Raw genomic sequence first — 26,510 nt, 5'->3', positions numbered from 1 at the left:
GGCAGGGCCATTTTGCTAATATGGGGGATGTGGTTCGACCTTAAGGAACGATCAGCGTACCGGCGCCACCTTCGGTAAAGATCTCCAGCAACACGGCATGGGAAACCTTGCCGTTAAGGATGACCACGCCCTGGACGCCGGACTGGATCGCGTCGATGCAGGTTTCGACCTTGGGGATCATGCCCCCGGAAATCGTGCCGTCCTTGATCAGCGCACGGGCTTGCGTCACCGAGAGTTCCTTGATCAGCTCACCGTTCTTGTCGAGAACGCCGGGAACGTCGGTGAGAAACAGCAGGCGCGTTGCGCGCAGGGAACCTGCAATCGCACCGGCAAACGTATCCGCATTGATATTGTAGGTATGACCGTCGCGACCAGGTGCGACCGGTGCGATGACCGGGATCATTTCCGACTTGGCCAACAGGTCCAGAAGCGTGCGGTCCACTTCGACCACCTCGCCGACAAATCCCAGGTCCAGCACACGCTCGATATTGGAATCGGGATCGACCACGGTCTTCTTGGCCTTCTCGGCAAAGACCATATTGCCGTCCTTGCCGCACAGACCGATGGCCCATTCACCGGTCTGGTTGATCAGCGCCACGATTTCCTTGTTGATCGAACCCGCCAGAACCATTTCGACGATCTCGACGGTCTTCTGATCTGTCACGCGCAGACCGCCTTCGAATTTTGATTCGATGCCCATCTTGCTCAGCATGGCGCCGATTTGCGGTCCGCCGCCATGCACCACGATGGGGTTCACGCCGGACTGCTTCAACAGCGCCACATCTTCGGCAAAGGCCTTGCCAAGTTCGGGGTTTCCCATGGCGTGCCCGCCATATTTCACAACGATGGTCTTGTTTTCGTAGCGCTGCATGAACGGTAGCGCCTGAGCAAGCAGTCTTGCCTGCGTTTCGCTTTCGGAAGCGGTCATGAATTACCCCTTGTATTGGCTCGCGGCGTTTTAGCGCAACTCGGCCCGCGAGGGAATAAACTTGATTAAATACAGATTGTGCTAATGATCTGCCCGAGGTTCTTGAGCGTAGTGAACTTTGGGAACGCAATCGGATCTGTCATCAGGAATGCCGGTTGGAGGAAGGGATCTGAAGCTCATGCCTGGCGAAAGCATCGACAATCTGCTCGGACGAACCGCGCTGAGGGACAGAAACGCGTTCGAAACGCTTTATCACGAGACCAGCCCGAAACTTTTCGGCATCTGCATTCGTATATTAAAGAACAGGCACGAAGCGGAAGATGCGCTTCAGGAAGTTTTTGTAAAGATCTGGCGGCGAGCCGAAAGCTTCGCCGCTTCCGGAACCAGCCCCATGGCCTGGCTTGCCGCAATCGCGCGCTATCACTGCATAGACCGTTTGCGTGTTCGCCAGCCCGAGGGAGCGACCATTGAAGAGGCCGAGGAACTGCCGACATTGGACCGGGATCCTGAGCAGAATGCGGTGTTGAGAAGTGAAGGCGTGCGCATTGACAGCTGTCTTCAAGAGTTGGAGTCTGACAGGGCTCAGGCGGTCCACCGCGCCTATGTCGAAGGAGTAAGTTATCAGGAGCTTGCAGAAGGCTTCGGTGTGCCGTTGAATACGATGCGAACCTGGCTTCGCCGCAGCCTTTTGAAGTTGAGAGAGTGCATGGAGAGATGACCACTCCGGATCAAAGCAAGGGAGAACGCTCCCGCGACGAAGTCCTAGCCGGCGAATATGTGCTTGGCGTGCTTGCGACGACGCAGCGCCGCGAAGTCGAAGAGCGCATGCGCAATGATCGCCGCTTTGCCGATATCGTCTTCCGTTGGGAAGAAAACCTCTCTCGCTTCAATGACGACTATGAAGAGCATGCAGCACCCGAGTTCGTATTTGAGCGGATTGAGGAACGGCTTTTCGGTAAGGGCGACGAAAACCGCGCCATGTCGGGCGGGGTCTTCTCCATCTGGCAGTCACTCGTCTTCTGGCGCGGAGTATCGTTCTCCGCGCTCTTCATGTTGGCCGGACTTGCCGGATTCGAAATTGCAGATCGCCTGCGACCCGGCGCGACACCGCTGATTGCCGAGATGAGCGGTGAAGACAACGCCATCAGCCTGGTTGCGCGCTATGACGATTTGACCGGAACCCTGAAAGTGACGCCAGTGGCCGCCGGGCCTGCGGAACCGAAATCGCTTGAGCTCTGGTTGATAGAAGGCAATGACGCACCGCGTTCCCTAGGCGTTCTGCCGCAGTCCGGTGAAGGCGAGATCATCGTCCCGCCAAGTCTCAAGAAGCAGCTCAAGGCCGGCGTGACTCTTGCTGTCAGTGTGGAGCCCCTGGGCGGATCTCCAACCGGACAGGCAACCGGTCCGGTCATTGCCGTGGGCGCAGCCCATTTATGATGCAGCCGACTATCTGCCTGGCTCAGGTGCACGATGATAGGTCTGCCTTCAGATAAAGCCTAATGATATTAAAGGTTTAAGTTTAGAAGAGAAATTTTCTGCTTGTCGCTGAAACTTGTTTCTCTGTCGTCTCGTCACTGCTCATGATCCCGCTAAGGAGATCGAGAGGTTACGGGGCAGCCCGGCAAAATGCCAAGGCGCGGCCCCGGACATAACGTGAGGAGAACTATTATGATCAAGTCCACACTCCGTCTGCTTGCCCTTGCCACCGTCCTCGGCGTCGGCTCCGTTGCCGCCCATGCTGAAAACCCGATGGTTGGCGGTGCAGCGATGTATGAGAATAAGAATATCGTCGAGAACGCAGTCAATTCCAAGGACCACACAACACTGGTCGCTGCAGTCAAGGCAGCCGGTCTTGTTGAAACACTGCAGGGCCCTGGCCCATTCACAGTATTCGCCCCGACCAATGAAGCATTTGATGCCCTGCCAGCCGGGACGGTCGAGACCCTGTTGAAGCCAGAAAACAAGGATCAGCTCACAAAGATCCTGACCTGCCATGTCGTTGCCGCTGACGCCATGTCGCCTGCGATCGGCAAGATGATCGCCGATGACGGCGGCACCCATGCCGTCAAGACTGTGGGTGGCTGCGTGCTTCAGGCCAAGATGGACGGCGACAAGCTGACGCTGACAGATGAAACCGGCGGCGTTGCCACCGTGACCATCGCTGACGTCAAGCAGTCGAACGGCGTCATCCATGTCATCGACAAGGTGCTGCTGCCAAAGATGTAAGATAGTTTACGGCCGGTTCAATTGCCCGGCCGCTAACTTGGCGTCATCTCAGGCGCCGGGATCGATGGCCTTGAGGATCGCTTCGCGCAGCTCCTCGAGGCCATTTCCTTTTTCGGATGAGGTGTGGAGCACTCCGGGGAAGGCCGCAGGCCGCTTGCGGATTTTCTCTGCCGTCTCGCTCAGCAGGCGGCCGATACCGGCCTCCTTGATCTTGTCGGTCTTGGTCAGCACGATCTGGTAAGATACCGCGGCCTTGTCGAGCAGATCGAGTACCTCGTCATCATTCGGCTTGATGCCATGGCGCGAGTCGATCAGCACATAGACGCGCTTCAGCGTTGAACGCCCCCTCAAATAATCGAATACCAGCTTGGTCCAGGCATCCACATTCTCCTTGGGTGCCTTTGCGTAGCCATAGCCGGGCATATCCACCAAGGCCATCGGGGGCAGGTCGCCGCCTTCACCCGTATAGCCGTCAGGAACGAAGTAATTCAGTTCCTGGGTTCGTCCGGGCGTATTGGATGTACGAGCAAGGCCCTTGTGCCCGACCAGCGCATTGATCAGCGACGACTTGCCTACATTGGAGCGTCCTGCGAATGCCACCTCTGCTGGTCCTTCCGGCGGCAGGAATTTCATCGCCGGCACGCCGCGGATGAAGATCCACGGAAGTCCGAAAATTTGCGGTTCACCGGCTGGCTTGGTTGGCGTCATCTTGGTGTCTCTTTGCTGTCTTGCGCCGGACTTCCGGGTTTTTGCCGTCCGTGTCAAGGCCATGGGGTCATCCAGGCCTGACAACAGTGGAATCTAACCGTAACGAAAAAGCCCCGGAACAAGGTCCGGGGCTGGTTCGCTATTTGGTTTCTGCGGGCTTCTTTCGTCGGAACAGCCCCTTGAGATTGTCGAACAGTTCAACCTTGACGCCATGGCGCTTCATGATGATCGACTGCTGCATAATCGACAGAGTATTGTTCCAGGCCCAGTAAATCACCAGACCAGCCGGGAAGCTTGCCAGCATGAAGGTGAACAGAACCGGCATCCAGGTAAACAACATGGCCTGTGTTGGATCGGGCGGCGTCGGGTTCATGCGCATCTGCAGGAACATTGTAACGCCCATGATGATCGGCCAGATGCCGAGGTGCAGGAAGGCCGGGCCGTCGAAAGGTAGCAGGCCGAACAGGTTGACGATTGTCGTCGGATCCGGCGCAGAAAGGTCCCTGATCCAGCCGAAGAAAGGCGCGTGTCGCATTTCAATGGTGATGTAGATGACCTTGTAGAGGGAGAAGAACACCGGGATTTGCAGAACGACCGGCCAGCAACCCGCAACCGGATTGATCTTCTCGGTTTTGTACAGCTCCATCATGGCCTTTTGCAGGGCCATCTTGTCATCGCCGAACTTTTCTTTCAGTTCCGCCATTTTCGGCTGAACGCGCTTCATGTTCGCCATCGAAGCATATTGCTTGCTGGCAAGCGGGAAGAACAGGCCCTTCACGACAATGGTGGTCAGCAGGATCGCAACGCCGAAGTTGCCGATATGACGGAAGAAGAAATCCATCAGCATGAACATCGGCTTGGTGAAGAAGTAGAACCAGCCCCAGTCGATCAGCAGGTCGAAGCGCGGAACGGAGTAGTTGGTGATCGTCTCGGACTTGCCACCAAGCACGCTGGCGAAGAGCTTGCCGAACCACGAGTCGTCACGAGCATAGCCGTCAACGACCGGGACTTCCTTGGCACCGGCAAAGACTAGCGTCTTCAGCGTCGTCGATTGCCCCGGAGCAATGGCGACCGCGTCATTCTTGTAGTCGGCCTGGAAGCGCGGCTTTCCGTCGGTGAAATGCGAGAAGCGCGAATCATAGGCAACGCCCTGTGGCGGCACCAGAGCAGATGCCCAGTACTTGTCTGTAATGCCGAGCCAGCCGCCGGTCGCCTTGGCATTGGTCATCGATTCTTTTTCGATGGCGCTGTATTTTTCTTCCGTCAGACCATTATTGCTGCCCAGAACGCCCAGGAAGCCTTCGTGGATGACGTATACCGATGGGGTGAGCGGCTTGTTGTATCGCGTGATGCGGCCGTAAGGCGCAACATTGGCAGCGGCGGTCCCGCTATTGGAAATCGTATCCTCGACCGTGAACATGTAATGATCATCGATGGAGATCTTGCGGCTGAATGTCAGACCCGCATCATTCGTGTAGGTCAGCGTGACCGGCGTTTCCTGGGTGAGCTTTGCTCCCTCAGGTGCGGCCCAGACCGTAGCCGGCCCCGGAGCGCTTCCGGCGCCTTCACCAGCAATATAACCGAGTTCAGCAAAATAGCCGTCGGCAGTATCCGAAGGGTTGAACAGCGTGATCAGCGGGCTGCTTTTGTCGACTGTCTCGTGATATTCTTTCAGCTTAAGGTCGTCGAGGCGTGCGCCGGTCAGATTAATCGAACCGATGACGGCGGGTGTTTCGATCTCAACGCGGGCTGACTTCGCGATCGCGTCGTCACGGCTCATTTCCTGGCTGCCCTGCGCGCCGGCCGGCAATGCGCCCTGGACGCTGCCAGCAGGGGCGGTTGGATCCGCAGCTGGCTTGTCTTTGGCTGCGGCCAGTTCCGTCTGCTGCGCGGCTTCAGTGGCCTTCCGCTGCGCTTCGATGCGCGGGTTCATATAGAGAAATTGCCAAGCCAGAACGATGAGCACGGAAAGGCCGATCGCGATCATATAATTGCGTTTGTTATCCATCATACTTTCCTGGAAGGGGGCGCGTTGGACCGCCCTTTTTTCGGTCTGGCTTCTATACGCTCGGTCAGAAGACTTGATAGCTGCGCAAATGGCGCGCTCAGAATGTCTCGCCGGGCGACAATCACATAGTCAAGTCCGGGCTGCATTGCAAACCCTGCTGACAAGCGAACAGCCTCTTTCAAACGCCGGCGCATTCTGTTGCGCTCGACGGCATTGCCATGCTTCTTGGTGACGGTAAAGCCGACGCGTGGCGCGGTGTGCGGTTCTCCACGGTCGAGAACTTCCATAAGGAAGAGTGGTCCTCGCCGTTTTTCGCCTGCGCGAACGGCAAGAAACTGCGGTCGGCTTTTCAGCCGCCCGACAGTTTTTTCGGATGTCTCAGACGTCATGCGCCCGGCTTTCGTAGCGGGCACATCGGGCCTTAGGCCGAAAGACGCTTGCGACCGCGTGCGCGGCGAGCTGTGATGACCTTGCGGCCACCCTTGGTTGCCATGCGTGCACGAAAGCCGTGACGGCGCTTGCGGACAAGCTTGGACGGTTGATAAGTACGCTTCATTTTTTTAATACCGCGGTGTGCGGCCCTTCTTGAAGTTGCATTGCTGCAAGAGCGTGGGTTGCTTGTTCAATCGGCGGTCGGCACGGCAAAAGCCGGCACAGTGGCCGAATGTGCGCGGCTTATACGGATTGAGGCCTCTGGAGTCAATCGGCAAGGCGGTGCGAATGTGCCACAGGAACCCTGTATAGCCGGGCAATTGGAAATTATGTGGCGATACACTAAACTACGCCCTCAATTTGCCGTGAGTGCATGGCAGCCGAACGATATGATGGTGAACATTGATATGGAGCTGGGAGACTGCGATGCGTGACCACGAGCGCAACGGCGCGATCGCAAACGATGATCTTCCCGGCGGACAACCGAATTGGCTGAAAGGCCTTTCAGCAAAATTGCTGTGGCTGACCGTTGTCTTTGTCATGTTGGCGGAAGTCCTGTTCTTCCTGCCCTCTGTCGCCAACATGCGTCTTATGTGGCTGCATGACCGTCTGAATACGGCTGGCGCGGCAGGGGTCGTGATTGACGGCTTGCAGCCGCTGGAATTGCCCCGCAAGGTGCAGGATGATGCATTGATGGCGACCGGCACCAAAGCCATTGCACTGCGCACCGATGGCGCCTCCAAACTTTTGGCCATGGAGAATATGCCGCCTCAGGTGGATGCCAGCTACGATTTGACCGATGTTCCGCTTCTGGATTCCATGCGCGATGCGCTTGAAACGCTTCTGATTGGCGGAAATCGCATATTGCGCGTCTACGGTCCCGTCGGCGAGGGTGACGTCGAGGTCGAGCTCGTTCTGGAAGAGCGAAGCCTGCGCGATGCGATGCTTGTCTTTGCACGCCGCATCATTCTCATCTCTCTGGTCATTTCCATCATAACCGCCTTGCTCATCTATCTTGCAATCAACCGTATGCTGATCAGGCCGATGCGCAAACTGACGCGTAGCATGCAGACCTTTGCCGAAAACCCTGATGATCCGGCCAGCATCTTGAAGCCGGCGCGCGGCGGCGACGAACTGGCATTTGCCGGCCGCCATCTGGCCTCCATGCAGGAGCAATTGCAGCGCACGCTCAAACAGCAGAAGAACCTGGCGGATCTCGGCCTCGCCGTCTCCAAGATCAATCACGACATGCGCAACATTCTGGCATCTGCCCAATTGATGTCCGACCGTCTGGTGGATGTTGAAGACCCGATGGTGAAGTCCTTCGCGCCCAAGCTTCTGAGAACCATCGACCGCGCGGTCGGTTACACCAGCGAAGTACTCGCCTATGGTCAGGCGACCGAGGCGGAGCCCCGGCGGCGCTTGTTTCCTCTGGTCAGTCTCACCCAGGAGGTGCGCGATATTCTGGCGGTCGATCCGGAGAGCGGTGTCGAGATTGTTGAAACCGTCGCCCACGACATCGAAGTGGATGCCGACAGCGAACAACTCTTCCGCATCGTCCACAATATCTGCCGCAATGCGGTACAGGCGCTGGTCAATTTTGCGCCCGGCCAGTTGGACGTCACGCGACGCATGACGATCTCTGCGCGGCGAATCGGCAGCGTGGTCTCGATCACCGTTGACGATAATGGTCCTGGAATGCCGCCGAAGGCACGCGAAAACCTGTTTGCAGCGTTTCGAGGATCGGCCCGGTCTGGCGGAACTGGTCTGGGGCTGGCGATTGCCCGCGAACTGGTGCTTGCCCATGGCGGTACGATCGCTTTGGTGGAAAAACCCGGACCCGGCACCATGTTTCGCATCGAAATTCCGGATCGGCCGGTCGTACTGGACGATTGGCGTTTTCGCGCCTGAGCGGAAAATAGCCTTTGAATGCAAATGCGGAATCGGATTTCCGATGCGCATCGTCGATTTTTTTTGAATTTCACTTGCATTCAACTCTGTGACGCTTTAGAGGATCGCCACGCCGCCGGAAATGACCGGCTCGGCACGCACCCGTAGCTCAGCTGGATAGAGCACCAGACTACGAATCTGGGGGTCAGGAGTTCGAATCTCTTCGGGTGCGCCATCTCTTTTTTCCAAACCAGAAAAATGACAGCTGTGTTAAGGCGCGCGCCCGACCTTCGCATCTTATCGACAAGGCGCTTGCACGGTGAAGATTGGCGCGACACGGGCACCAGGCCTGTGGGGTGATTCTGACTTGATAAAACAGGCTACAAATCGCGGCGCCCCGTGAGTCAGGGCGCGCAGAAGGATTTGTAGAGCACTTCAATCACATTGCGTGCCGGCTCGCTCTCTATCCGGTACCAGATTGTCTGGCCATCGCGGCGGCCCGCGATAATGCGGTCCCGGCGCAGCAGCGAGAGGTGTTGCGACACAGTCGAATCACGAATGCCGAGAAATTCAGCCAATTGGCCGACAGATCTCTCGCTTTCGATGAGCTGACACAAGATGAGGAGACGGTGGCGGTTGGCGAGTGCCTTCAGGAGCTCGCTCGCGTCGTCTGCCGCGACTTGCATGGAATCTGGATTGACGTTCATTGATACGAATATGCGTTGATTTGAAGTTCTGGTCAACTGCATGTCAATGACGGACGGATAGGTCGAAGGTACCAGAGGGAGAAATCAGCCTGCAAAAAGGATATCCATGCTCAGCAGTGCTTGCCAACAGGCACCACGTCAACAATTTGCGCTCAGCCGGGGGGCCCGAATCGTCTCGCAAGGCTGTGCAGCAACCGCAGCGACCTATATGCTGGTCGCTGAATATTGGCATAAAGAGCGACCACTGCTGGGCACCTGCGCCGAATGCAGCGAAAGAAATTGAAATGCGTTTCGCGTCCAATCTAGTCTTCTTGTCCGTGATGAGCCTGGCTGTGTGCGCCTGCGGCGGTCGCCCCGTTGGCGTCATGGAGCCCCTTGGAAGCTCGGTCGAGGGAACGTCCAAGGTCCACCTGATTGCGGCAACCACGCGAGCACCGGCTGACGACAAGGCAATCCTCTTCTCAGGCGAACGCGGAAGCGGCCTGATGGCCGACGCAATCACGGTCTCCATTCCGCCAGATGCCAACCGCAAGATCGGCGAAGTCCAGTGGCCAAAGAAATTGCCGCCCGATCCGCAAAAGGAATTCGCGACCCTTTCTGTCAAAACGATGACATCTGAAGCCGATGCCAAAGCCTGGTATCGGCAGAATTCCACCGATACCCGTCGCGTTCTGGTGTTCGTCCATGGTTTCAACAACCGCTATGAAGATGCAGTCTATCGCTTCGCCCAGATCATTCATGACAGTCGTTTCGATGCAGCCCCCGTCCTTTTCACATGGCCCTCGCGTGCCAGCATTTTCGACTACAATTATGACAAGGAAAGCACCAATTACTCGCGCGACGCGCTGGAGGACCTGTTGCGCCAGATCGTTGAGGACAAGTCGGTGAGCGATGTCACAGTCATGGCCCATTCGATGGGAACCTGGCTTGCTGTCGAAGCTTTGCGGCAGATGGCCATCCGCGACGGCTCGCTGTCGCGCAAGCTCTCCAATGTGATCCTCGCCGCGCCGGATCTCGATGTCGACGTTTTCGGGCAGCAATATGCGGCAATGGCGGCGGCAAAATATGTGCCTCATTTCACGCTATTCGTATCCCGCGACGATCGGGCCCTCACGCTCTCCCGGCGCATTTCCGGCAACATTGACCGCCTGGGTCAGATCGATCCGAGCCAGGAGCCTTACCGCAGCCAGCTTGAAAATGCCGGCATTACGGTTCTCGATCTGACAAAGTTGAAATCAGGCGATCGGTTGAACCACGGCAAATTCGCAGAAAGTCCGGAAGTGGTGCGGTTGATTGGCGACCGCCTGATTGCCGGCCAGACAGTAACCGATAGCCAGGTTGGCTTGGGGGATGCCATTGGGGCGGTGACGATTGGAGCTGCCAGCACGGTTGGACAGGCCGCCAGCACCGTCATCAGCACGCCCATCATCATTTTCGACCCTACCACCCGCCGCAATTATGGCCGCCAGTGGGAGAGGCTTGGTGACAGCACAGCGGGCACAATTGGTTCCGTCGGTGACGGCTTGAGCGCCACCGCACAAAAATAGGCGGATCACGACTGCATTTGACAACAAATGCATTGGGCAATGGACGCTGCTCCTATATCAAAAGTGACAGCGAGACACCCTTGCCGGCACGTGATTGCAAATCCTGTAAACGCGCCTCTGCCAGGCTGTCGGGATGCGCAGCAAATGCAAACGGGAAAGTGCAATATGCGTTGGAAACGGACCATTCAGCTCCTTGATGTTCATTGTGAAGGTGAGATCGGCAAAGTGGCGATCGGCGGCGTGCCAAAAATTCCAGGCGCAACCGTTGCCGCGCAGCTTCACTGGCTGAATACCGACCCCAAGGGACAAGAACTCAGGCGCTTTCTGGTGCTTGAACCGCGGGGTGCGCCGATCGGATCTGTAAACCTGCTCTTGCCGCCGAAACATCCAGACGCTGATGCCGCCTTCATCATCCTGCAGCCAGACCAGGCGCATGCCAGCTCCGGCTCCAATTCGATCTGCGTAACCACGGCATTGTTGGAAAGTGGCAGCGTCGAGATGCGGGAGCCGGAAACGGAGGTGGTGCTCGAAACGGCAGCGGGGCTCGTTCGCGCTCTGGCCACCTGCAAGGACGGTCGTTGCGAGCGGGTCAAGCTCACCATGGTGCCATCCTTCGTGCACACCCTGGACCTGGAGCTCGATACACCTGAATGGGGTCGCATCAAGCTCGACATCTGCTATGGCGGCATCTTCTATGCACTGGTGGACGTGTCCCAGATCGGTACGACAATCGACAAGGCCAATGCCCGCCAGCTCGTGGAAGCAGGCATGACATTGAAGACGATGATCAACAGAACGATCCCGGTCGTCCACCCGACCATTCCGGCTATCGAAGGCGTGGCCTATGTCATGTTTCGCGACATAGACCCTGATGGCGCGGTGCGAACCTGCACCACCATGTGGCCTGGTCGAGTGGATCGTTCTCCGTGTGGCACCGGGAACTCGGCCAACCTCGCAACCTTGTATGCGCGCGGAAAGGTGAAAGTCGGCGAGATACTGAAATCCAGATCGATCATTGGCTCGGAATTCGAGGTTGGCATTTCAGGGACCACCGAAATTGCGGGGAAAACGGCAGTGGTACCAACAATTTGCGGCCGAGGCTTTACGTTCGGTTTGCATCAATTGGCCCTGGACCCCTTCGATCCACTCGCTAATGGTTTCGCCCTGACGGATGTCTGGGGACCCTCTGCTGGCGGAATCGGCGACTAGCAATTCACCTTGTCAGTTGACGAGCATGACGGCCTAAAGCGAGCTTTCGACGCTGGGCCGCGTGGCTCAACCATGGCTTCAACCGGGCCATAAGTCAGACATTAATAATACACTAATGACGCGACCGAATTCGACAGTTCGGTAAAATTGCATCTATTTGCTTCAGCCAATCTCAGCCTCCCTTTGATATTGATCGTGCCAAGAAGCATGAAAATCGGGGCTTTCCGTGCTGTCGCCAGTGGTTGCATAGATCAGTCAACCGTCGAGACGATGCGAAGGCCCACTCAACGGAGAGTGGCGATGACGATTTTGATTGTCGAAGATAATGCAACCAATGCAATGATCTTGAAGCGCATTGCGGAAAAGGTGACGGCAGAAGACGTGGTGGTCGAGCCTGATGCTGGCGTCGCTCTCAAACGCTGTCATGGTGAGCAGTTCAGCTTTCTGATTGTGGATCAGATCATGCCCGGCATGTCCGGTGTCCAGTTCATCAAAGCGGTACGCATGATTGGACGCTATGACGACGTGCCAATCGTAATGGTCACAGCCGACCACGAGCCCAAGCTGCGCGACGAAGCGATTGCGGCCGGTGTCAGGGATTTTCTGACGAAGCCCATCGATACAGTGGTCCTGCGCGCTATCCTGTCATCCCACCGGGATTGCGAGGAAACGCTTGTCCGCTCTGCCTGAGTTCAAGCAAGGGATGGTCGCGATGAACAAAATCATAATTGCTGCACTGATATCCGCAACGGTCTGGACGGCGCCATCCCATGCGCTGGACGTCCCCACCGGCGATGTCATTTTGACGGTCAAGGGTGCGGTCGGCGAAACCAATCACGGGTCGCAAGCTGTCTTCGACCGAGAAATGCTGGAGGCTCTCGACGGGCGCGTGGCGAAGATGGAGACGCCTTGGACGACGGGACAGGTGGAGTTTTCAGGTCCCTATCTGCGCGCGGTTCTCAATGCCGCCGGGGCCAAGGGTTCCTACCTCATCATACGCGCTCTCAATGACTATTCGGCGCGAATTCCGATGGCGGACGCGGAAAAGCTGGACACCATTCTGGCCAGTCGGATGTTCGGCAAGGAAATGGTCGTGCGGGACAAGGGGCCTTTGATGTTGGTCTATCCATTTGATCAGGACAAGGCGCTCTACAACGAGAAGTACTTTGCCCGCTCTGTATGGCAGATCAAGGAAATCGAGGTCGCTGAGTGAAAACAATCGCACGAACCAGCGGTGACATCATTCGCAATGCAGGAAAGACCACATTTATCCTGCAAATCCTGTCTGCTGTCCTGTTGTTCGTATTGCTGTTGCTGTTTATCGATATTTCCGGCCGCTTCCGCTATCTGCAGGACGGCATCCGCGAAAACGCGACCTGGTCCGTTTATCAGCTCGATCGCGAAGCGCGCACGCTCAATCACACTCTGGCGACTATCCGACACTTGCCGGAACCAACGCCGGTCGCTCTCAAAGAGCTTTCGACGCGCTACGACATTTTCTACTCGCGCACCAAGCTCGTGCAGGAATCGCGCTTCAGCGATTATTTTGCCAAGGACCCAAGCGTGCAGCGTTTGGTTGTCGAAATCAGAGCGCAGGTCTTGGCGCTTCAGCCCTTCTTCGACGGGATCGCGAATGGGCGCCAACCCAAGGCACAGGCTTTGGCCACCGTTCAGGAAGAGCTTGCACAGGTCAGTGCGCGCACCGAAGAGCTTCTTGTCTATACCAATACCCATTTGAGCGAGGATCGCGCCGAAAACAGGACAATGATACTCGAACTTGAAAAGACCTCGGCGATCATGCTTGCCTTGCTTATGAGTTCGGTGGTGTTCTTGGTCGTGACGCTTCGCCGCCAGTTGAAGTCTGTTCGTGCCGCGGGCCTTACCCTGGAGGAGATGGCCGGCGAACTGACGGTGGCATATGAGGCGGCGGATGCGGGAAACCAGGCAAAATCGCAATTCATGGCGACCATGAGCCATGAAATCCGCACACCGCTCAATGCAATCATCGGCATGTCGGAACTGATGGAATTCTACGATTTGCCGAATGAAGCTGCAGAGAGCGCGAAAACCATTCGCGCATCCGGCGAAGCATTGCTGGATGTTATCAATGAGATTCTCGACTATTCCAAGATTGAGCATGGAAAGCTGGAGCTGGAAGAACGCGCGGTCGACATAGGCAGTCTTGCGGAGGCCGCCGTCAGCATCGTCAGAGCGCGTGCCGATGAGCATGGCAACGCGGTCGTGCTGGACATTCCAGATAGTCTTCACGCAAGTTATGTACGAACAGACCCCACCCGCCTGCGCCAGGTGCTTCTCAATCTGTTGAGCAATGCGGTCAAATTCACCAACAAGGGCACCGTTACATTGCGGGTCAGGGAGTTCTATCGCGGCAGCGACCTGATGCTCCGTTTCGAGGTGGAAGATACGGGTATCGGCATCGATGAGACGGGCCTCGACAAGCTGTTCAAGCCATTTTCACAGGTCGATGCCAGCATCAGCCGTCGATACGGTGGTACCGGCCTTGGCTTGACGATTTGCAAGGAGATCATAGAGAAGCTGGGTGGCGAGCTCGGAGTGAGCAGCACAGTTGGAGTCGGCAGCATTTTCTGGTTCGAGCTGTCGGTCGTCGCGACCGACAGGGAGGCCGTCGGACGCGAAATTATGGCCGGTGAGCGCAGGGCCCAGATACCGCGCCGCAAGATACTTCTCGTGGAAGACAATGCGGTTAACCAGAAAGTTGCGCTGAAATTCCTCGAGCGCCTCGGCCAGGATGTGACAGTCGCGAGCGACGGCGCGGAAGCCGTGGCACTCAGCGAAACGGACGTCTTTGATCTGATCTTTATGGATATGCAAATGCCTGTTCTGGATGGCATTGAAGCAACGCGCCGGATCATCGCTCGAGGTGGACCGTCGAGCAAGGCCGCGATCATTGCCATGACTGCCAACGCCTCCGATGACGATCGCCGTCGCTGTGCCGACGCGGGTATGGTGGCATTCGAGTCCAAGCCCGTGACGATGGATCGCCTCAGAAGCGTGATCGTCACATTCTCAACCGAATTCGGAATGGCAGAAAGATACGTATCTGAGCCATTAAAAGAGGAGAGTGATGCAATAGTTGAGCAGTCATTGGAGCCAGTGCCGCGTTCTCTGGCAGACCTTCCGGAATTTGCAGGCCTCGATGAAATGCGCCAGAACGAACTTGTCGATGCGCTCGGCAAGGACGTCTTCAACGAACTGGTCGAGTCCTTCTTCGCCGATGCCGTGGTCCTGTTGAAGCAACTGGAGCGCGCCCTTGCGTCCAACGATACGGCAACAATCGATCTCGCTTTGCACACGATAAAGGGCGCCGCCATCAATGTCGGCCTGAATGGCATTGCCGGCAAGGCTCATGAACTTCGATCCGTCGAGCCAACGGAATCGGACCTGCGCGAACTGAACGATGAAATTGAAGCGCTCAAATACAAGCTTGTAGCTTGAAAGACACGGAGAAAGTCATGCGTATCCTGGTGGTTGACGATAACAACACCAACCTCAAGCTGCTCACCCGGCTCGTTGCAAAGCTCGACAATTGCGAGGCACTGCCGTTCGATAGCCCGGACGCCGTGCTCTCCGCGCTGCCGGAACTGGATTTCGATGTTGCAATCATCGATTTCCGCTTGCCGGTCTATAATGGCGTCGAGCTCTACACCGAAATTGCGCGCTTCGAGAAATACGCAGACACGCCCGTCATTTTTGTCACCGCAGACACGGACATGACCACCCGTATGGAGGCTCTCAACGCAGGTGCGATCGACTTCCTGACGAAGCCGGTTAATCCGGTTGAGTTTCAGACACGTGTGCAAAATATTGTCAGCCTGACAGAGGCACGTCGTAAGCTGGCCGACCAGTCGGAATGGTTGCGGCGCGAAGTTGATAAGGCAATTTACCAGCTTCGCGAACGCGAGCAGGAGATCATTCACCGATTGACACTCGCTGCCGGTTACAAGGATCCCGGTATGGCGCGTCATACGATGCGCGTTGCTGCCTATTCGGAAGCGATCGCTCGCGAGCTCGGTTTACCTGAAATTCTATGCACGGATATTCGTCTGGCCGCGCCCATGCATGACATCGGCAAGGTCGCAGTACCGGACACCGTGCTGCTCAAACAGGGCAAGTTGACGGAAGCGGAATATCGCCAGATGCAGACACACTCGCAGATCGGTGGAGACATTCTTGCGCGTTCCCATAACTCTCTGCTGGAACTGGCCTCCGAAATTGCCGCCACTCACCATGAGCGTTGGGATGGGCAAGGATATCCCAACAGGCTCGCCGGGTCTGACATACCTTTGGTTGGCCGCATCGTGAGTATTGCCGATAGTTTCGACGCTTTGACCACAGAGCGCCCCTATAAGTCGGCATGGTCCTTTGAGCGCACGGTCGCACATATTATCGGACGAGGCGGTTCGCAGTTCGATCCGGATTGTGTTGCCGCATTTCAGCGGGCACTTCCGCGTTTCCAGGACATTATGGAAGAGGATCGTCAGGAGCGATTGCGTGAAATGGCAGCCGGCGAAGCCCGGATTGCCACCGAAAAAGTCGCCTGATCTGCCTTCGGCAGTTTGCCTCTGGGAAATGACATGGTATCGACGGCGGCTGAACACCGCGTCTGGAGCCGTCCACCATGAAAAGCCTGAAGATTCGCCGCCCCGATGATTGGCATCTGCATTTGCGCGATGGTGCCATGCTTGAAGGGGTCGTGGGCGACACCAGTCGCGATTTCGCCCGCGCCATCATCATGCCCAATCTTGTGCCGCCGGTGGTGACAACAGCCGATGCCATCGCCTATCGCGATCGCATTCTGAAGGCCACGCCGAGCGGTGACAGCTTCACGCCGTTGATGACGCTTTATCTGACAGAGCAGACTGATCCCGACGACGTTGAAAAGGGCAAGGCGAGCGGTCTCGTTACTGCCGTCAAGCTCTATCCCGCGGGTGCGACGACCAATTCCCACGGCGGCGTCAGAGACATCGAAAAGGCCATGCCAGTTCTGGAGCGTATGGCGAAGATCGGTCTTCCGCTGTGCGTCCATGGAGAGGTCACGACGCCCGAGATCGACATTTTCGACCGTGAGGCGGTATTCATCGAAACCGTTCTGGATCCTCTCCGCGGGCGCTTGCCGGAACTGAAAGTGACCATGGAACATGTAACCACCGCCGATGGTGTGGATTACATAAGCTCCGCGAGTGGCAACCTTGCCGGTACCATCACCACCCATCACCTCATCATCAACCGCAACGCAATCCTGGTTGGCGGCATCAAGCCGCATTATTACTGCCTGCCGGTCGCCAAGCGCGAGAACCACCGTCTGGCGCTGCGCAAAGCGGCAACATCTGGCGATGCGCGTTTCTTCCTCGGGACAGACTCAGCACCTCATGTCGATCCACTCAAGGAATGTGCCTGCGGTTGCGCCGGCATCTACACTTCGATCAATACGATGAGCTGCCTGGCGCATGTGTTCGAGCAGGAATCGGCACTCGACAAGCTCGAGGCCTTTGCCTCTCTCAACGGTCCGGCATGGTATGGCTTGCCCGCCAACGAAGAGATGATATCGCTGGTGAAAGGCGACGAACCGGTTTCCTTTCCTGCCAGGATTGAAACTGGAGACGGCACAGTGACAGTGTTCGACCCCATGTTTCCGCTTCATTGGCAGGTCCAGCGCTAAAACCGTAACTTCCTGAAAAGCATCACCCAGTCTGGTAGCGTCCGCCAAGATGGGGTGGATGCTTGTTGTGTTTTACTTTTTGCTGGCTTGCGCCGCTGAACTGCGTTTGCGTCGCTTCGCGATTGTCCGCCAGCGGCACCTTTGAAAAAAATGACGTATGGCACGCGATGATGCGCCTTGGTGTCCGGATCTCAAAATAGAGGCCGGAAACGAAAGGCGCAACCTTGTAGGGATGTCTGATGCACCCCGCTCTCGCCCGTTTCACGGCATGCTTGTAGCGGCCGCGAAGGTCGCTGCCCTTGGGCTCCTTTTGGATAAATCCAATTCAGAAACCTGCCCGCCCTCGACTATTTTCAATGGCCAGCAGCCCCAATTCTGGGGATCTCCAAGCCTATGATTTCACATGAAAAAACAGAGAATCTTCTCGTCGTGAATCACTGCGGGGGAGGGTGGGTGGTAACTGCGTCGTAAGTATTAAATAGATCAATATAATTAAAAATATATTAAATCTTAATACAAAATAAAATTGCGGAAATTTACCATGGTTTATGTTTTGTTAATAAGATATTGTGCAAAGGAAGAAATCTGTGGATAACCAAAAAATAGAGGAAATTACCTCGAGTATATTTTTTGGAGTTCCTGAAAATGAGTCGAATAGTTAATTTTTGCGTCGAAAGACAACTTGTGAAAAGTGTTGTTGTCAAAAAAGTCGCCATTATACTCTTGTCGACGGCTTTCGTGACAGTAGTCTCAGCCGTTCAACCTGCTTTCATCGATAGTTCCGCCTACGCGGCGCAAAACAGCAAGAAGCAGACCGGTGCGGGTCAGCAGGGTCACGGCAACACTCCCCAGCAGGGTAGTTCGAAGAACACCGAAGAGAAGAAGAGCGGTCCAGGCTCATCCGGCCCTGGCCAAGGAGATCACGGCAGCAAGCCCGGCCGGGGCAAGTCGCATGACGAAGGTTCGAAGAGCGGTCAGCCAGGCAAGGGGCACAAGAGCGACAAAGGTAAGGGCGACAAGGGCAGCAGTCACAAGTCTGACAAAGGCAAGTTCGGCGGCCACAAGGACGCAAAGTCAGGTCACCACAAAGGCGGAAAGACGCACGAGAAGTGGTCTGGCTCGAAAGACAAGAAGACAGGCGGCAAGCATCATGGCTCCAAGCACCAAGCTGGGAAAGACAAGAAGCATGGCCCTAAATTCGGTCACGACAAGCATGGTTCGAAGCACGACAAAAAGAAGCATGGTCGCAAGGACGGTCACAAGGACGGTCACAAGGGCGGCAAGTGGGACCACAAGCATCACGGTAAGCATCATGGGCACAAGCCGCATAAGCCCACCGATCCGGTGACGCCGACCACACCATCCACGCCTTCCACGCCGACTAAGCCATCAAAGCCGGTGCCGTCTGTCTTGGGTGACCTCAACCAGCGTGATCACAACAATGACAACTGCGGCACATTGGTCGAAATCCTGAGGGGAGCGGTCTGCAGCGTCGGTGCATGACGAAGAAATTCTAGGGGAAGATAGGCCCAGCATGGGCCTACCATCTCGGGGGGGCGAGGCGTCGCGTTGGTCACTTGCAGGTATTGCGTATGTGACAATCAACGCGGCGCCTTGCGTTTTCAGTTTACATGCCGCCAGAGTTCATCAATTGCGGTAACAGGCCGGCAAGTCCGATCAGGATCAGATAGATTGCCACGACATAGTTTAACAGACGCGGAACTATCAGGATCAGAATACCGGCGACCAGAGCGATCAGCGGCTGAATGGCGAGATAGGTTTGCATGCAAAGTCTCCTCAGGCTGGATTGATGGGGGAGCCGGGCGCAAGGGTCGGTTCGGCGGACCGGACCTTTTCGAAGGCAGCGCGCAGCTCGGTTTCCTTCGATGTGTCGAGATTGGTTCGGATGATGCGGCCGCCATGCACTGACAGCTTGTCGATCACTTTGTCGGATGCTGCCCGATCCGCAAGGATGAACAGGGCCGCCTGTCCAGGCTGCAGCACTCCAGCCACCTCCTTCATGAAATCGTCCTTGATGCCGTAATCGGTCATGGCGCCCGCCAAGGCGCCAGCACCGGCGCCCGCTGCGACACCAATCAACGGGTTAAAGAACAGTATGCCGGCAAGAAGTCCCCAGAAAGCCCCGCCGGACGCACCAATGCTCCACATGGACACCATCTGGTGCAGCTTGATCTCGCCCTTATCGTCGGCTTCCGCAACAACCGCATCTTTGATGTCGACCAGATATTCTTTCGCCAGACCGTAAAGGGTCTTGCGGGCCTCCTCGGCCTTTTGGTCATTGGGGTAACCGATAACAATAAGTTCGGACATGGAAGTCTCCATTTCGGTATGTTTTAGGATGGTGAAACTTGATACTGATGTGGTTGGTTCCGCCGTACGGTAAAAGAGCCTCAATATTAATTCTTGTTCATATGGTATGCGAACATTTGCGCACTGCGGCAGGGTGCGCGCCGACGCTGGCCAGTTTCCTCAGTTACTGCTATTGCGCAGGAAAGCAGGAATGAAGCCACAGGAGCGATGCGATGATCCAGACCACTTTTCCCGAGCCCACCGTCATGGCAGAACTGATGGCAAAGATGCTGTGGGAAATCGGGGCGGTGCATTTCGCTGCCGACAAGCCCTATAAGCTGGCCTCCGGCATGGCGAGCCCGGTCTATATCGATTGCCGCAAACTGATTTCCTATCCCCGCATTCGTTCAGCCATCATGGATTTCGCCGCTGCCAAGGTCATGCGCGATGCCGGTTTTGAAAAATTCGATGTGGTCGCCGGTGGTGAAACGGCGGGAATTCCCTTTGCAGCCTTTCTTGCTGAACGTCTCGGCCTGCCGATGATCTACGTGCGCAAAGCGCCCAAGGGTCACGGTCGCAATGCCCAGATTGAAGGCCATATGCCTGAAGGCGCACGCGTTCTGGTGATTGAGGATCTGACAACAGCCGGTGGCAGCATGTTCAAGTTCATCGATGCGATCCGGGCAGCCGGTGGCATTGTCGATCATGGCATTGCACTCTTCTACTACGGCATATTTCCCGAAGCCGAGGCACGCTTTGAAGGCGGCAAGGTCACGCTTCATCATATTGCCACCTGGCGGAATGTCTTGGCCGTTGCCCGCGACCAAAAGCTGTTTGACGCCGGAACCTTGGCTGAAGTTGAGGCTTTTCTTGATGCGCCTTTGGCGTGGTCCGGGCGAAACGGCGGCGTCGCGGAACTCGCTTTGTAAGGGTGGAATTCCTGCGCCGCTTGGCTTAAATCGATTGAAAGCGCGATAGTCTTTTGGCTGTCGTCAGAAAACTGGGAGGCCTAAATGATCCTGAGCTGTGGCGAAGCCCTTATCGACATGCTGCCACGTGAGACAACCAAAGGTGAGGCGGGTTTTGCGCCTTACGCAGGTGGTGCCGTGTTCAACACCGCGATTGCTCTTGGACGACTGGGCATCCCCTCTGGTTTCTTCTGCGGTCTGTCGGACGATATGATGGGAGATATCCTGCGCAAGTCGCTGACAGAAAGCGGTGTCGATCACAGCTACTGTGCCACGTCATCGCGCCCGACCACAATCGCCTTCGTCAAACTCGTCGACGGACAGGCAACCTATGCATTCTATGATGAGAACACGGCGCTGCGCATGATCACTGAGAACGATCTTCCTGCGCTGGGAGACGACTGCGAAGCCTTGCATTTCGGTGCGATCAGTCTCATTCCCGAGCCGTGCGGCTCAACCTATGAGGCGTTGATGGCACGCGAGCACAAAAAGCGCGTGATCTCGCTCGACCCCAACATCCGCCCAGGCTTTATCAAGGACAAGGTGGCCCACATGGCCCGCATCAAGCGCATGAGCGCCATGTCCGATATCGTCAAATTCTCGGATGAGGATCTGGACTGGTTCGAGATGGAAGGCGACGTCGAGACGCTCGCGGCCTACTGGCTAAAGGCTGGTGCCAAGCTTGTAATCATCACGCGCGGTGCCGATGGCGCAACCGGCTATACGGAGCGTTTTAGCACGACGGTGAAGAGCGAACGCGTCGAGGTCGTGGATACCGTTGGGGCAGGAGACACTTTCGATGCCGGCATCCTGGCGTCCTTCAAGCTTCAGGGGCTTCTCACCAAGGAAAAAATTGCGACGCTTGACGAAGATGCCGTCCGCAAGGCGTTTGCCTTCGGTGCCAAGATCGCTGCCGTTACCGTATCGCGCGCCGGTGCCAATCCACCATGGGCGTCAGAAGTCGGTCTTTGAAACGGATCGTAACAGCCCCGATCACTGCCTTGTAGACAACAAGCGTCACCTCATGTGAGGAGACGCTTGCTGGGGCATCTTATCTCAGGTTTTCGCTCCGAGCAGTGCCTTAACAAGTCCGGCTGTCGAGCTGTCATGACCGTCAGTATTCTGCTTACCCTCAACAACCGGTAACAGCCCTGTCGCCAGTTCCTTGCCCAATTCGACGCCCCACTGGTCGAATGAGTTGATGTTGAACAGCACGCCCTCAACGAAAACACGGTGCTCATAAAGCGCGATCAGTCGACCGAGCGCAAAAGGCGTGAGCTTGTCGTAGACGAATGTGATCGAAGGGCGGTTGCCTTCGAAGACGCGATGCGGCGCGATGTGGTCGGCCTTTGCTTCGTCCATGCCCTTGTCGGTCAATTGTGCCTTGGCCTCTTCAAGCGTACGGCCCTTCATCAGCGCCTGCGATTGCGCCAGGCAATTGGACATCAGCAATTCATGTTGGTGGCGCAATTCGGGCTCGAAACCGTTTGCGGCGATCATGAATTCTGCCGGAATGATATCCGTGCCCTGATGGATCAACTGATAGAATGCATGCTGTCCATTTGTGCCTGGCTCGCCCCAGACGACAGGTCCGGTGGGGCCATCGACCGGCTTGCTGTCAATCGTCACGCTCTTGCCGTTCGATTCCATATCGAGTTGCTGAAGATAGGCCGGAAATCGGGACAAACGCTGATCGTAAGGCAGGATTGCACGCGTCGGATAGCCAAGCACGACACGGTGATAATAGCCGAGAAGTCCGAGCAGCATCGGCAGGTTTTCGCGCACGGGAGTTTCGACGAAATGCCGGTCCATCGCATGCGCTCCTTCGAGGAAGGAAACGAAGTTTTCAGGCCCGACTGCGAGCATCAGGGGCAGACCTATTGCCGACCAGATTGAATATCGACCGCCCACCCAATCCCAGAAACCGAACACGCGCTCGGAGGCAATACCGAAGGCTGCAACCTTCTCAAGCGCCGTTGAAACGGCGGCAAAATGTGCACCGACCGCGTCTTCTCCCAACGCATCGGCGATAAAGCCACGGGCGGTCTGCGCATTGGTCATGGTTTCGATGGTGGTGAAGGTCTTGGAAGCCACGATAAAGAGTGTTGTTTCAGCATCGAGCAGCTTCAGAGTGTCTGCAATATGAGCGCCATCGATATTGGAGACGAAATGCAGGCGTGGCCCATCGTGGAAAGGTGCAAGCGCCAGCGTGGCCATGGCCGGCCCCAGGTCCGAGCCGCCAATGCCGATATTCACCACATCGGTGACTTTCTTGCCAGTGGCGCCTTTCAGCGTGCCGCTGCGAATGCCCTTGGCAAAAGTGGTCATCGCCGCAAGCACGGCGTTGACGTCCGGCATCACGTCTTTACCGTCCACGAATACGGGCGTATTGGACCGATTTCGAAGAGCCGTATGCAGAACGGCACGGTCTTCGGTAAAGTTGATGGCGTCACCGGCAAACATCCGGTCGCGTTTTTCTACAACGCCGCCATTGGCCGCAAGCTTTTCAAGCAGCGCCATGATGTCGTCATTCACGGCGCATTTCGAATAATCCATCAGCAGATCATCGAAACGCACGCTGAAGCGCGAAAATCGCTTGCTATCCGAGTTGAATGCAGCACGGATATCCGTGGCCGCACTCGTATGAACAGTGGATTTTAGCTCTTTGGCGACCGGGTTCATGCGAAGCCCTCCGGGTTTGAAAACGGTTGGGCTAACTATTCTCTTTGATTGTGGCAAATCAAGCCGATGCCGCAAAAAAGGAAATGTGCACCAATGTATCCCTCCTAGCCGCGCAGGTCCTTTCGAAGGATCTTGCCGACATTGGTCTTTGGCAACTCCTCCCGGAATTCAATATGCCTTGGGCGTTTGTAATTGGTGAGATGAACTGCACAATGGGCCTTGATCTCGGCTTCTGTAATCGCCTGGTCTTTTTTAACAACGAAAAGTTTGACAGCTTCGCCGGAATGCTCGTCCGGCACACCGACTGCTGCGCATTCAAGGACGCCGGGATGCATGGCCACGACCTCTTCGATCTCGTTCGGATACACGTTGAAACCCGACACCAAGATCATATCCTTCTTTCGATCGACGATCGTCACATAACCGTGCTCATCCATAAGGCCCATATCGCCCGACCGGAAGAAGCCGTCGTCGCTCATCACGCGGGCTGTTTCTTCAGGTTTCTGCCAATAACCGGCCATCACCTGCGGCCCGCGGATGCAGATTTCACCGATTTCGCCAATGGGCAGCGTTTCTCCTGCTTCACCGCGGATCTCGATGTCGGTGGATGGCAGAGGCAGGCCTATCGTACCTGAGAACTCCTTGCTGTCGAGCCGGTTGACGGTTGCAACCGGTGACGTTTCAGACAATCCGTATCCTTCGGTGATGACACAGCCGGTCTTTTCGAACCAGCGATCAGCAACGGGGCGCTGCACAGCCATGCCGCCGCCAAGCACCAGAAGCATCGAGGAGAAGTCGATGTCGTCGAAGGCTTTATTGTTCATCAGCGCGTTGAAAAGCGTGTTCAGTCCGGGAAACACATGGGCCTTATGCTGTTTCAATTCGGTAATGAAACCGGGAATGTCGCGCGGATTGGCGATCAGAATGTTATGGGCACCAAGGAGTACGCCCATGAGCGAGTTCACCGTCAAGGCAAAGATGTGATAGAGCGGCAATGCGCAGACAAATGTCAGCACCTCCGGTCTCTGCCGTCTGGTGAATACTTCTTCAAGCCAGATCTTGATCTGCAGGGCGTTTGAAATCAGGTTCCCATGCGTCAGGGCTGCCCCTTTGGAGACGCCTGTGGTGCCACCGGTATATTGAAGAAAGGCCACATCGTCGGCTTGGATAGGCACGCGGTTGAGAGAGCTCTTGCTACCGTTCTCAAGCGCTTGGTTAAAGCTGATATGGCCCGGAATTGACCATTTCGGCACCAGCTTTTTCACATGCCGCACGACCAAGTTGACAATAAGCCCTTTCAGGCCAAGCATGTCGCCCATGGTGGCAACGACCACATGTTTCACGGAGGTTTCTGCGACAACCTGTTGGACGGTATAAGCAAAATTTTCCAGAACGAAAATTGCCGTCGCACCAGAATCGATCAACTGGTGCTTGAGTTCGCGAGGCGTATAGAGCGGATTGACGTTGACGACGATCAGTCCCGCGCGAAGGATGCCGTAGACGATCACCGGGTTTTGCAGAATATTGGGCAGCATGACCGCCACGCGGTCGCCCTTTTCAAGCCCCAGTGCCTGCAGCCAGGCGCCGATATGGGCTGACTTTTCTTCCATTTCCTGAAAGGTCAGGTCTTTTCCCATGCTGGAAAAGGCAATGCGCTCAGCATTGATGCGGCAGCCTTCTTCAAAGAATTCTCTGAGCGAAGCATGGGGCAGGTGAGGAATTTCGGGTGCCACGCTCTTGGGATAAGAGGACAGCCAAATTTTCTCTTCGGCACGGCCACTCGGTCGCTTCGACAAGTCAGTCATGAAATTCCTCCACGCTTGGTGTGCCGGCAATCCTGTTCCTCGTCGAGGGACAGTGAAAGCTCCTCCCGGTCAACCCCAGATTATGCCTTTGGTTCGTAGGTTCAACATATTACGTCCAATTTTTACCTTAACGTAAACGTAATGCAATTATTCATCGGCATATCCGGCTGTCAAGACATCAACTTTTAACGCGACGTTCATTGCCCTTGCCGAGACATAATTGCTGATTTAATTGAACTGGGAGGATACGGGCCGCGGTATTGCCGCAAACAACTTGATTGCGAGGTAATGGATGTCGGGAAAACCGGTACTGGTAGTCGGCGGAGCAGGTTATATTGGCTCCCACACCTGCCTCCAATTGTCGACCAGAGGCTATCTCCCGATTGTCTATGACAACCTCTCCAATGGCCATGGTGAGTTCGTCCGGTGGGGTCCGTTGGAAGAGGGCGATATTCGGGATCGCGCTCGTCTGGATGAAGTGATTGCAAGATACAAGCCGGAAGCGATCATGCATTTCGCTGCGCTGATCGAGGTGGGCGAGTCGGTAAAGGAACCTGTATCCTTCTACGAGAACAATGTCATCGGGTCGCTGACGCTATTGTCCGCCGCACAGGCTGCGGGGATCAAGGCGTTTGTTTTCTCTTCGACCTGTGCCACTTATGGGGTGCCCGAGCGCATGCCGCTCGACGAAAACCATGCTCAGGCGCCAATCAATCCATACGGCAAGACCAAATGGATCATCGAGCAGGCGCTCAAGGATTATGATCTCTACACCGGCTTTCGCTCGGTCATCCTCCGATATTTCAACGCCGCAGGCGCCGATTTTGACGGTCGCATCGGTGAGTGGCACACACCGGAAACCCACGCGATTCCCTTGGCTATCGATGCCGCCCTTGGCAGGCGCGATGGCTTCAAGATCTTCGGCACTGACTACGACACGCGTGATGGCACATGCGTGCGCGATTACATTCACGTGATGGATCTAGCCGATGCGCATGTCAGGGCCGTCGACTATCTGCTGGACGGAGGCGATTCGGTCGCACTCAATCTCGGCACTGGCACAGGTACGACAGTCAAGGAACTGCTCGACACGATTGGCGAAGTCTCAGGCAAACCGTTTCCGGTCGCCTATGCCGATCGTCGCCCCGGCGATTCCCCCGCCTTGGTCGCGGATAACGAGAAGGCACGAGAGATTCTTGGTTGGTCTCCGCAGCGAACTCTCGAAGAGATCATCCAGACAGCCTGGGCCTGGCATTCCAAATCCAATTTCCCCATCTGACCCTCAACCTAAATCCGGTTTTCAAGGCGCGCTGAGACTTGGTTTCAGCACGCCAATGTTATAGAGAGCGCCCATCTGGTCGCTTTTGTTTGCCTTGGCTTGCAAAACAC

The 26,510-nt window shown here is 56.1% G+C and carries 25 protein-coding genes and 1 tRNA gene; 16 read left to right on the top strand and 10 right to left on the bottom strand.

The genetic code is table 11. The annotated features are described in order from the left end of the window. Window positions 1–40 precede the first annotated feature (40 nt). On the bottom strand, window positions 41–928 hold the full coding sequence (gene argB / locus ACQQ2Q_RS05955; RefSeq protein WP_428186096.1) for an acetylglutamate kinase: 888 nt from the start codon (window positions 926–928) through the stop codon (window positions 41–43). 178 nt (window positions 929–1,106) lie between these two features. Here argB and ACQQ2Q_RS05950 point away from each other — a divergent pair, with 178 nt between their 5' ends. From ACQQ2Q_RS05950 to ACQQ2Q_RS05940, 3 genes are all read left to right on the top strand, one after another. Continuing rightward, on the top strand, window positions 1,107–1,646 hold the full coding sequence (locus ACQQ2Q_RS05950) for a sigma-70 family RNA polymerase sigma factor (protein ID WP_428186095.1): 540 nt from the start codon (window positions 1,107–1,109) through the stop codon (window positions 1,644–1,646). Then, a complete protein-coding gene (locus tag ACQQ2Q_RS05945) occupies window positions 1,643–2,365 on the top strand; it encodes an anti-sigma factor (RefSeq protein WP_428186094.1) in 723 nt (240 codons plus the stop codon). The genes ACQQ2Q_RS05950 and ACQQ2Q_RS05945 overlap by 4 nt, the downstream gene beginning before the upstream one ends. 231 nt (window positions 2,366–2,596) lie before the next feature. Next, window positions 2,597–3,154: a fasciclin domain-containing protein gene (locus ACQQ2Q_RS05940; protein ID WP_428186093.1), complete on the top strand. Its 558-nt coding sequence runs from the start codon at window positions 2,597–2,599 to the stop codon at window positions 3,152–3,154. A 48-nt stretch (window positions 3,155–3,202) separates the two neighbouring features. Here ACQQ2Q_RS05940 and yihA read toward each other — a convergent pair whose 3' ends face one another. From yihA to rpmH, 4 genes are all read right to left on the bottom strand, one after another. After that, on the bottom strand, window positions 3,203–3,862 hold the full coding sequence (yihA, locus tag ACQQ2Q_RS05935) for a ribosome biogenesis GTP-binding protein YihA/YsxC (protein ID WP_428186092.1): 660 nt from the start codon (window positions 3,860–3,862) through the stop codon (window positions 3,203–3,205). 139 nt (window positions 3,863–4,001) lie between these two features. Then, window positions 4,002–5,873: a membrane protein insertase YidC gene (gene yidC / locus ACQQ2Q_RS05930; protein ID WP_428186091.1), complete on the bottom strand. Its 1,872-nt coding sequence runs from the start codon at window positions 5,871–5,873 to the stop codon at window positions 4,002–4,004. Beyond that, the gene (gene rnpA, locus ACQQ2Q_RS05925) at window positions 5,870–6,259 is read right to left on the bottom strand and encodes a ribonuclease P protein component (RefSeq protein WP_428186090.1); all 390 of its coding nucleotides are present in this window, start codon (window positions 6,257–6,259) and stop codon (window positions 5,870–5,872) included. The genes yidC and rnpA overlap by 4 nt, the downstream gene beginning before the upstream one ends. 32 nt (window positions 6,260–6,291) lie before the next feature. Next, window positions 6,292–6,426, bottom strand: coding sequence for a 50S ribosomal protein L34 (gene rpmH / locus ACQQ2Q_RS05920; protein ID WP_428186089.1), 135 nt, complete (start codon window positions 6,424–6,426; stop codon window positions 6,292–6,294). Window positions 6,427–6,728: 302 nt separating this feature from the next. Between rpmH and ACQQ2Q_RS05915 the strand changes: the two genes are divergently transcribed. Both ACQQ2Q_RS05915 and ACQQ2Q_RS05910 read left to right on the top strand, forming a co-directional pair. Continuing rightward, window positions 6,729–8,213, top strand: a complete 1,485-nt coding sequence (locus tag ACQQ2Q_RS05915; protein WP_428186088.1) for an ATP-binding protein — start codon at window positions 6,729–6,731, stop codon at window positions 8,211–8,213. A gap of 137 nt (window positions 8,214–8,350) precedes the next feature. Continuing rightward, window positions 8,351–8,427 (top strand) — tRNA-Arg (locus ACQQ2Q_RS05910). A gap of 169 nt (window positions 8,428–8,596) precedes the next feature. On the opposite strand, the gene ACQQ2Q_RS05905 is transcribed toward ACQQ2Q_RS05910, so the two are convergent. Then, on the bottom strand, window positions 8,597–8,899 hold the full coding sequence (locus tag ACQQ2Q_RS05905; RefSeq protein ID WP_428186087.1) for an ArsR/SmtB family transcription factor: 303 nt from the start codon (window positions 8,897–8,899) through the stop codon (window positions 8,597–8,599). A 284-nt stretch (window positions 8,900–9,183) separates the two neighbouring features. Here ACQQ2Q_RS05905 and ACQQ2Q_RS05900 point away from each other — a divergent pair, with 284 nt between their 5' ends. From ACQQ2Q_RS05900 to ACQQ2Q_RS05865, 8 genes are all read left to right on the top strand, one after another. Continuing rightward, window positions 9,184–10,446 carry an alpha/beta hydrolase gene (locus tag ACQQ2Q_RS05900; protein ID WP_428186086.1) on the top strand — a complete coding sequence of 421 codons (1,263 nt, stop codon included), beginning with the start codon at window positions 9,184–9,186 and terminating at the stop codon, window positions 10,444–10,446. A 165-nt stretch (window positions 10,447–10,611) separates the two neighbouring features. Beyond that, window positions 10,612–11,655 (top strand): proline racemase family protein, encoded by a 1,044-nt coding sequence (locus ACQQ2Q_RS05895; protein ID WP_428186085.1) that lies wholly within the window; start codon window positions 10,612–10,614, stop codon window positions 11,653–11,655. Between the two features lie 300 nt (window positions 11,656–11,955). After that, a complete protein-coding gene (locus tag ACQQ2Q_RS05890; protein ID WP_428186084.1) occupies window positions 11,956–12,345 on the top strand; it encodes a response regulator in 390 nt (129 codons plus the stop codon). A gap of 22 nt (window positions 12,346–12,367) precedes the next feature. Further along, window positions 12,368–12,868, top strand: coding sequence for a molybdopterin-dependent oxidoreductase (locus ACQQ2Q_RS05885; protein ID WP_428186083.1), 501 nt, complete (start codon window positions 12,368–12,370; stop codon window positions 12,866–12,868). Next, window positions 12,865–15,132 (top strand): ATP-binding protein, encoded by a 2,268-nt coding sequence (locus tag ACQQ2Q_RS05880; protein WP_428186082.1) that lies wholly within the window; start codon window positions 12,865–12,867, stop codon window positions 15,130–15,132. The genes ACQQ2Q_RS05885 and ACQQ2Q_RS05880 overlap by 4 nt, the downstream gene beginning before the upstream one ends. A gap of 17 nt (window positions 15,133–15,149) precedes the next feature. After that, entirely contained in the window at window positions 15,150–16,238 is a 1,089-nt protein-coding gene (locus ACQQ2Q_RS05875; RefSeq protein WP_428186081.1) for an HD domain-containing phosphohydrolase, read from the top strand. A gap of 77 nt (window positions 16,239–16,315) precedes the next feature. Beyond that, window positions 16,316–17,356, top strand: a complete 1,041-nt coding sequence (pyrC, locus tag ACQQ2Q_RS05870) for a dihydroorotase (RefSeq protein WP_428186080.1) — start codon at window positions 16,316–16,318, stop codon at window positions 17,354–17,356. A 630-nt stretch (window positions 17,357–17,986) separates the two neighbouring features. Next, window positions 17,987–18,859 (top strand): hypothetical protein, encoded by an 873-nt coding sequence (locus tag ACQQ2Q_RS05865; protein WP_428186079.1) that lies wholly within the window; start codon window positions 17,987–17,989, stop codon window positions 18,857–18,859. Window positions 18,860–18,983: 124 nt separating this feature from the next. Here ACQQ2Q_RS05865 and ACQQ2Q_RS05860 read toward each other — a convergent pair whose 3' ends face one another. Together ACQQ2Q_RS05860 and ACQQ2Q_RS05855 are read right to left on the bottom strand one after the other, a co-directional pair. Beyond that, window positions 18,984–19,142 carry a DUF3096 domain-containing protein gene (locus ACQQ2Q_RS05860; RefSeq protein ID WP_428186078.1) on the bottom strand — a complete coding sequence of 53 codons (159 nt, stop codon included), beginning with the start codon at window positions 19,140–19,142 and terminating at the stop codon, window positions 18,984–18,986. Window positions 19,143–19,153: 11 nt separating this feature from the next. Beyond that, window positions 19,154–19,687 (bottom strand): DUF1269 domain-containing protein, encoded by a 534-nt coding sequence (locus tag ACQQ2Q_RS05855; protein ID WP_428186077.1) that lies wholly within the window; start codon window positions 19,685–19,687, stop codon window positions 19,154–19,156. Between the two features lie 212 nt (window positions 19,688–19,899). Between ACQQ2Q_RS05855 and ACQQ2Q_RS05850 the strand changes: the two genes are divergently transcribed. Both ACQQ2Q_RS05850 and ACQQ2Q_RS05845 read left to right on the top strand, forming a co-directional pair. Continuing rightward, complete coding sequence (locus ACQQ2Q_RS05850; RefSeq protein ID WP_428186076.1) at window positions 19,900–20,595, top strand: orotate phosphoribosyltransferase; 696 nt, start codon at window positions 19,900–19,902, stop codon at window positions 20,593–20,595. A gap of 84 nt (window positions 20,596–20,679) precedes the next feature. Next, window positions 20,680–21,606: a carbohydrate kinase family protein gene (locus ACQQ2Q_RS05845; RefSeq protein ID WP_428186075.1), complete on the top strand. Its 927-nt coding sequence runs from the start codon at window positions 20,680–20,682 to the stop codon at window positions 21,604–21,606. 84 nt (window positions 21,607–21,690) lie between these two features. Here the strand turns inward: ACQQ2Q_RS05845 and pgi are convergent, their stop codons facing one another. Together pgi and ACQQ2Q_RS05835 are read right to left on the bottom strand one after the other, a co-directional pair. Further along, entirely contained in the window at window positions 21,691–23,316 is a 1,626-nt protein-coding gene (pgi, locus tag ACQQ2Q_RS05840; protein WP_428186074.1) for a glucose-6-phosphate isomerase, read from the bottom strand. Between the two features lie 104 nt (window positions 23,317–23,420). Beyond that, window positions 23,421–25,121 (bottom strand): long-chain-fatty-acid--CoA ligase, encoded by a 1,701-nt coding sequence (locus ACQQ2Q_RS05835; protein ID WP_428186073.1) that lies wholly within the window; start codon window positions 25,119–25,121, stop codon window positions 23,421–23,423. Window positions 25,122–25,413: 292 nt separating this feature from the next. Here ACQQ2Q_RS05835 and galE point away from each other — a divergent pair, with 292 nt between their 5' ends. Then, window positions 25,414–26,400, top strand: coding sequence for a UDP-glucose 4-epimerase GalE (gene galE, locus ACQQ2Q_RS05830; protein WP_428186072.1), 987 nt, complete (start codon window positions 25,414–25,416; stop codon window positions 26,398–26,400). Window positions 26,401–26,510: the final 110 nt, after the last annotated feature.

The sequence above is a fragment of the Agrobacterium sp. ES01 genome (assembly GCF_050320885.1).
Lineage (GTDB): Bacteria > Pseudomonadota > Alphaproteobacteria > Rhizobiales > Rhizobiaceae > Allorhizobium.
This window is presented reverse-complemented; position numbering and strand designations above follow the sequence as displayed.

What these genes read in the sequence shown, in the direction of transcription:
- argB (WP_428186096.1), bottom strand. Translation starts at nt 928, where the DNA reads ATGACCGCTTCCGAAAGCGAAACGCAGGCAAGACTGCTTGCTCAGGCG.
- ACQQ2Q_RS05950 (WP_428186095.1), top strand. Translation starts at nt 1,107, where the DNA reads ATGCCTGGCGAAAGCATCGACAATCTGCTCGGACGAACCGCGCTGAGG.
- ACQQ2Q_RS05945 (WP_428186094.1), top strand. Translation starts at nt 1,643, where the DNA reads ATGACCACTCCGGATCAAAGCAAGGGAGAACGCTCCCGCGACGAAGTC.
- ACQQ2Q_RS05940 (WP_428186093.1), top strand. Translation starts at nt 2,597, where the DNA reads ATGATCAAGTCCACACTCCGTCTGCTTGCCCTTGCCACCGTCCTCGGC.
- yihA (WP_428186092.1), bottom strand. Translation starts at nt 3,862, where the DNA reads ATGACGCCAACCAAGCCAGCCGGTGAACCGCAAATTTTCGGACTTCCG.
- yidC (WP_428186091.1), bottom strand. Translation starts at nt 5,873, where the DNA reads ATGATGGATAACAAACGCAATTATATGATCGCGATCGGCCTTTCCGTG.
- rnpA (WP_428186090.1), bottom strand. Translation starts at nt 6,259, where the DNA reads ATGACGTCTGAGACATCCGAAAAAACTGTCGGGCGGCTGAAAAGCCGA.
- rpmH (WP_428186089.1), bottom strand. Translation starts at nt 6,426, where the DNA reads ATGAAGCGTACTTATCAACCGTCCAAGCTTGTCCGCAAGCGCCGTCAC.
- ACQQ2Q_RS05915 (WP_428186088.1), top strand. Translation starts at nt 6,729, where the DNA reads ATGCGTGACCACGAGCGCAACGGCGCGATCGCAAACGATGATCTTCCC.
- ACQQ2Q_RS05905 (WP_428186087.1), bottom strand. Translation starts at nt 8,899, where the DNA reads ATGAACGTCAATCCAGATTCCATGCAAGTCGCGGCAGACGACGCGAGC.
- ACQQ2Q_RS05900 (WP_428186086.1), top strand. Translation starts at nt 9,184, where the DNA reads ATGCGTTTCGCGTCCAATCTAGTCTTCTTGTCCGTGATGAGCCTGGCT.
- ACQQ2Q_RS05895 (WP_428186085.1), top strand. Translation starts at nt 10,612, where the DNA reads ATGCGTTGGAAACGGACCATTCAGCTCCTTGATGTTCATTGTGAAGGT.
- ACQQ2Q_RS05890 (WP_428186084.1), top strand. Translation starts at nt 11,956, where the DNA reads ATGACGATTTTGATTGTCGAAGATAATGCAACCAATGCAATGATCTTG.
- ACQQ2Q_RS05885 (WP_428186083.1), top strand. Translation starts at nt 12,368, where the DNA reads ATGAACAAAATCATAATTGCTGCACTGATATCCGCAACGGTCTGGACG.
- ACQQ2Q_RS05875 (WP_428186081.1), top strand. Translation starts at nt 15,150, where the DNA reads ATGCGTATCCTGGTGGTTGACGATAACAACACCAACCTCAAGCTGCTC.
- pyrC (WP_428186080.1), top strand. Translation starts at nt 16,316, where the DNA reads ATGAAAAGCCTGAAGATTCGCCGCCCCGATGATTGGCATCTGCATTTG.
- ACQQ2Q_RS05860 (WP_428186078.1), bottom strand. Translation starts at nt 19,142, where the DNA reads ATGCAAACCTATCTCGCCATTCAGCCGCTGATCGCTCTGGTCGCCGGT.
- ACQQ2Q_RS05855 (WP_428186077.1), bottom strand. Translation starts at nt 19,687, where the DNA reads ATGTCCGAACTTATTGTTATCGGTTACCCCAATGACCAAAAGGCCGAG.
- ACQQ2Q_RS05850 (WP_428186076.1), top strand. Translation starts at nt 19,900, where the DNA reads ATGATCCAGACCACTTTTCCCGAGCCCACCGTCATGGCAGAACTGATG.
- ACQQ2Q_RS05845 (WP_428186075.1), top strand. Translation starts at nt 20,680, where the DNA reads ATGATCCTGAGCTGTGGCGAAGCCCTTATCGACATGCTGCCACGTGAG.
- pgi (WP_428186074.1), bottom strand. Translation starts at nt 23,316, where the DNA reads ATGAACCCGGTCGCCAAAGAGCTAAAATCCACTGTTCATACGAGTGCG.
- ACQQ2Q_RS05835 (WP_428186073.1), bottom strand. Translation starts at nt 25,121, where the DNA reads ATGACTGACTTGTCGAAGCGACCGAGTGGCCGTGCCGAAGAGAAAATT.
- galE (WP_428186072.1), top strand. Translation starts at nt 25,414, where the DNA reads ATGTCGGGAAAACCGGTACTGGTAGTCGGCGGAGCAGGTTATATTGGC.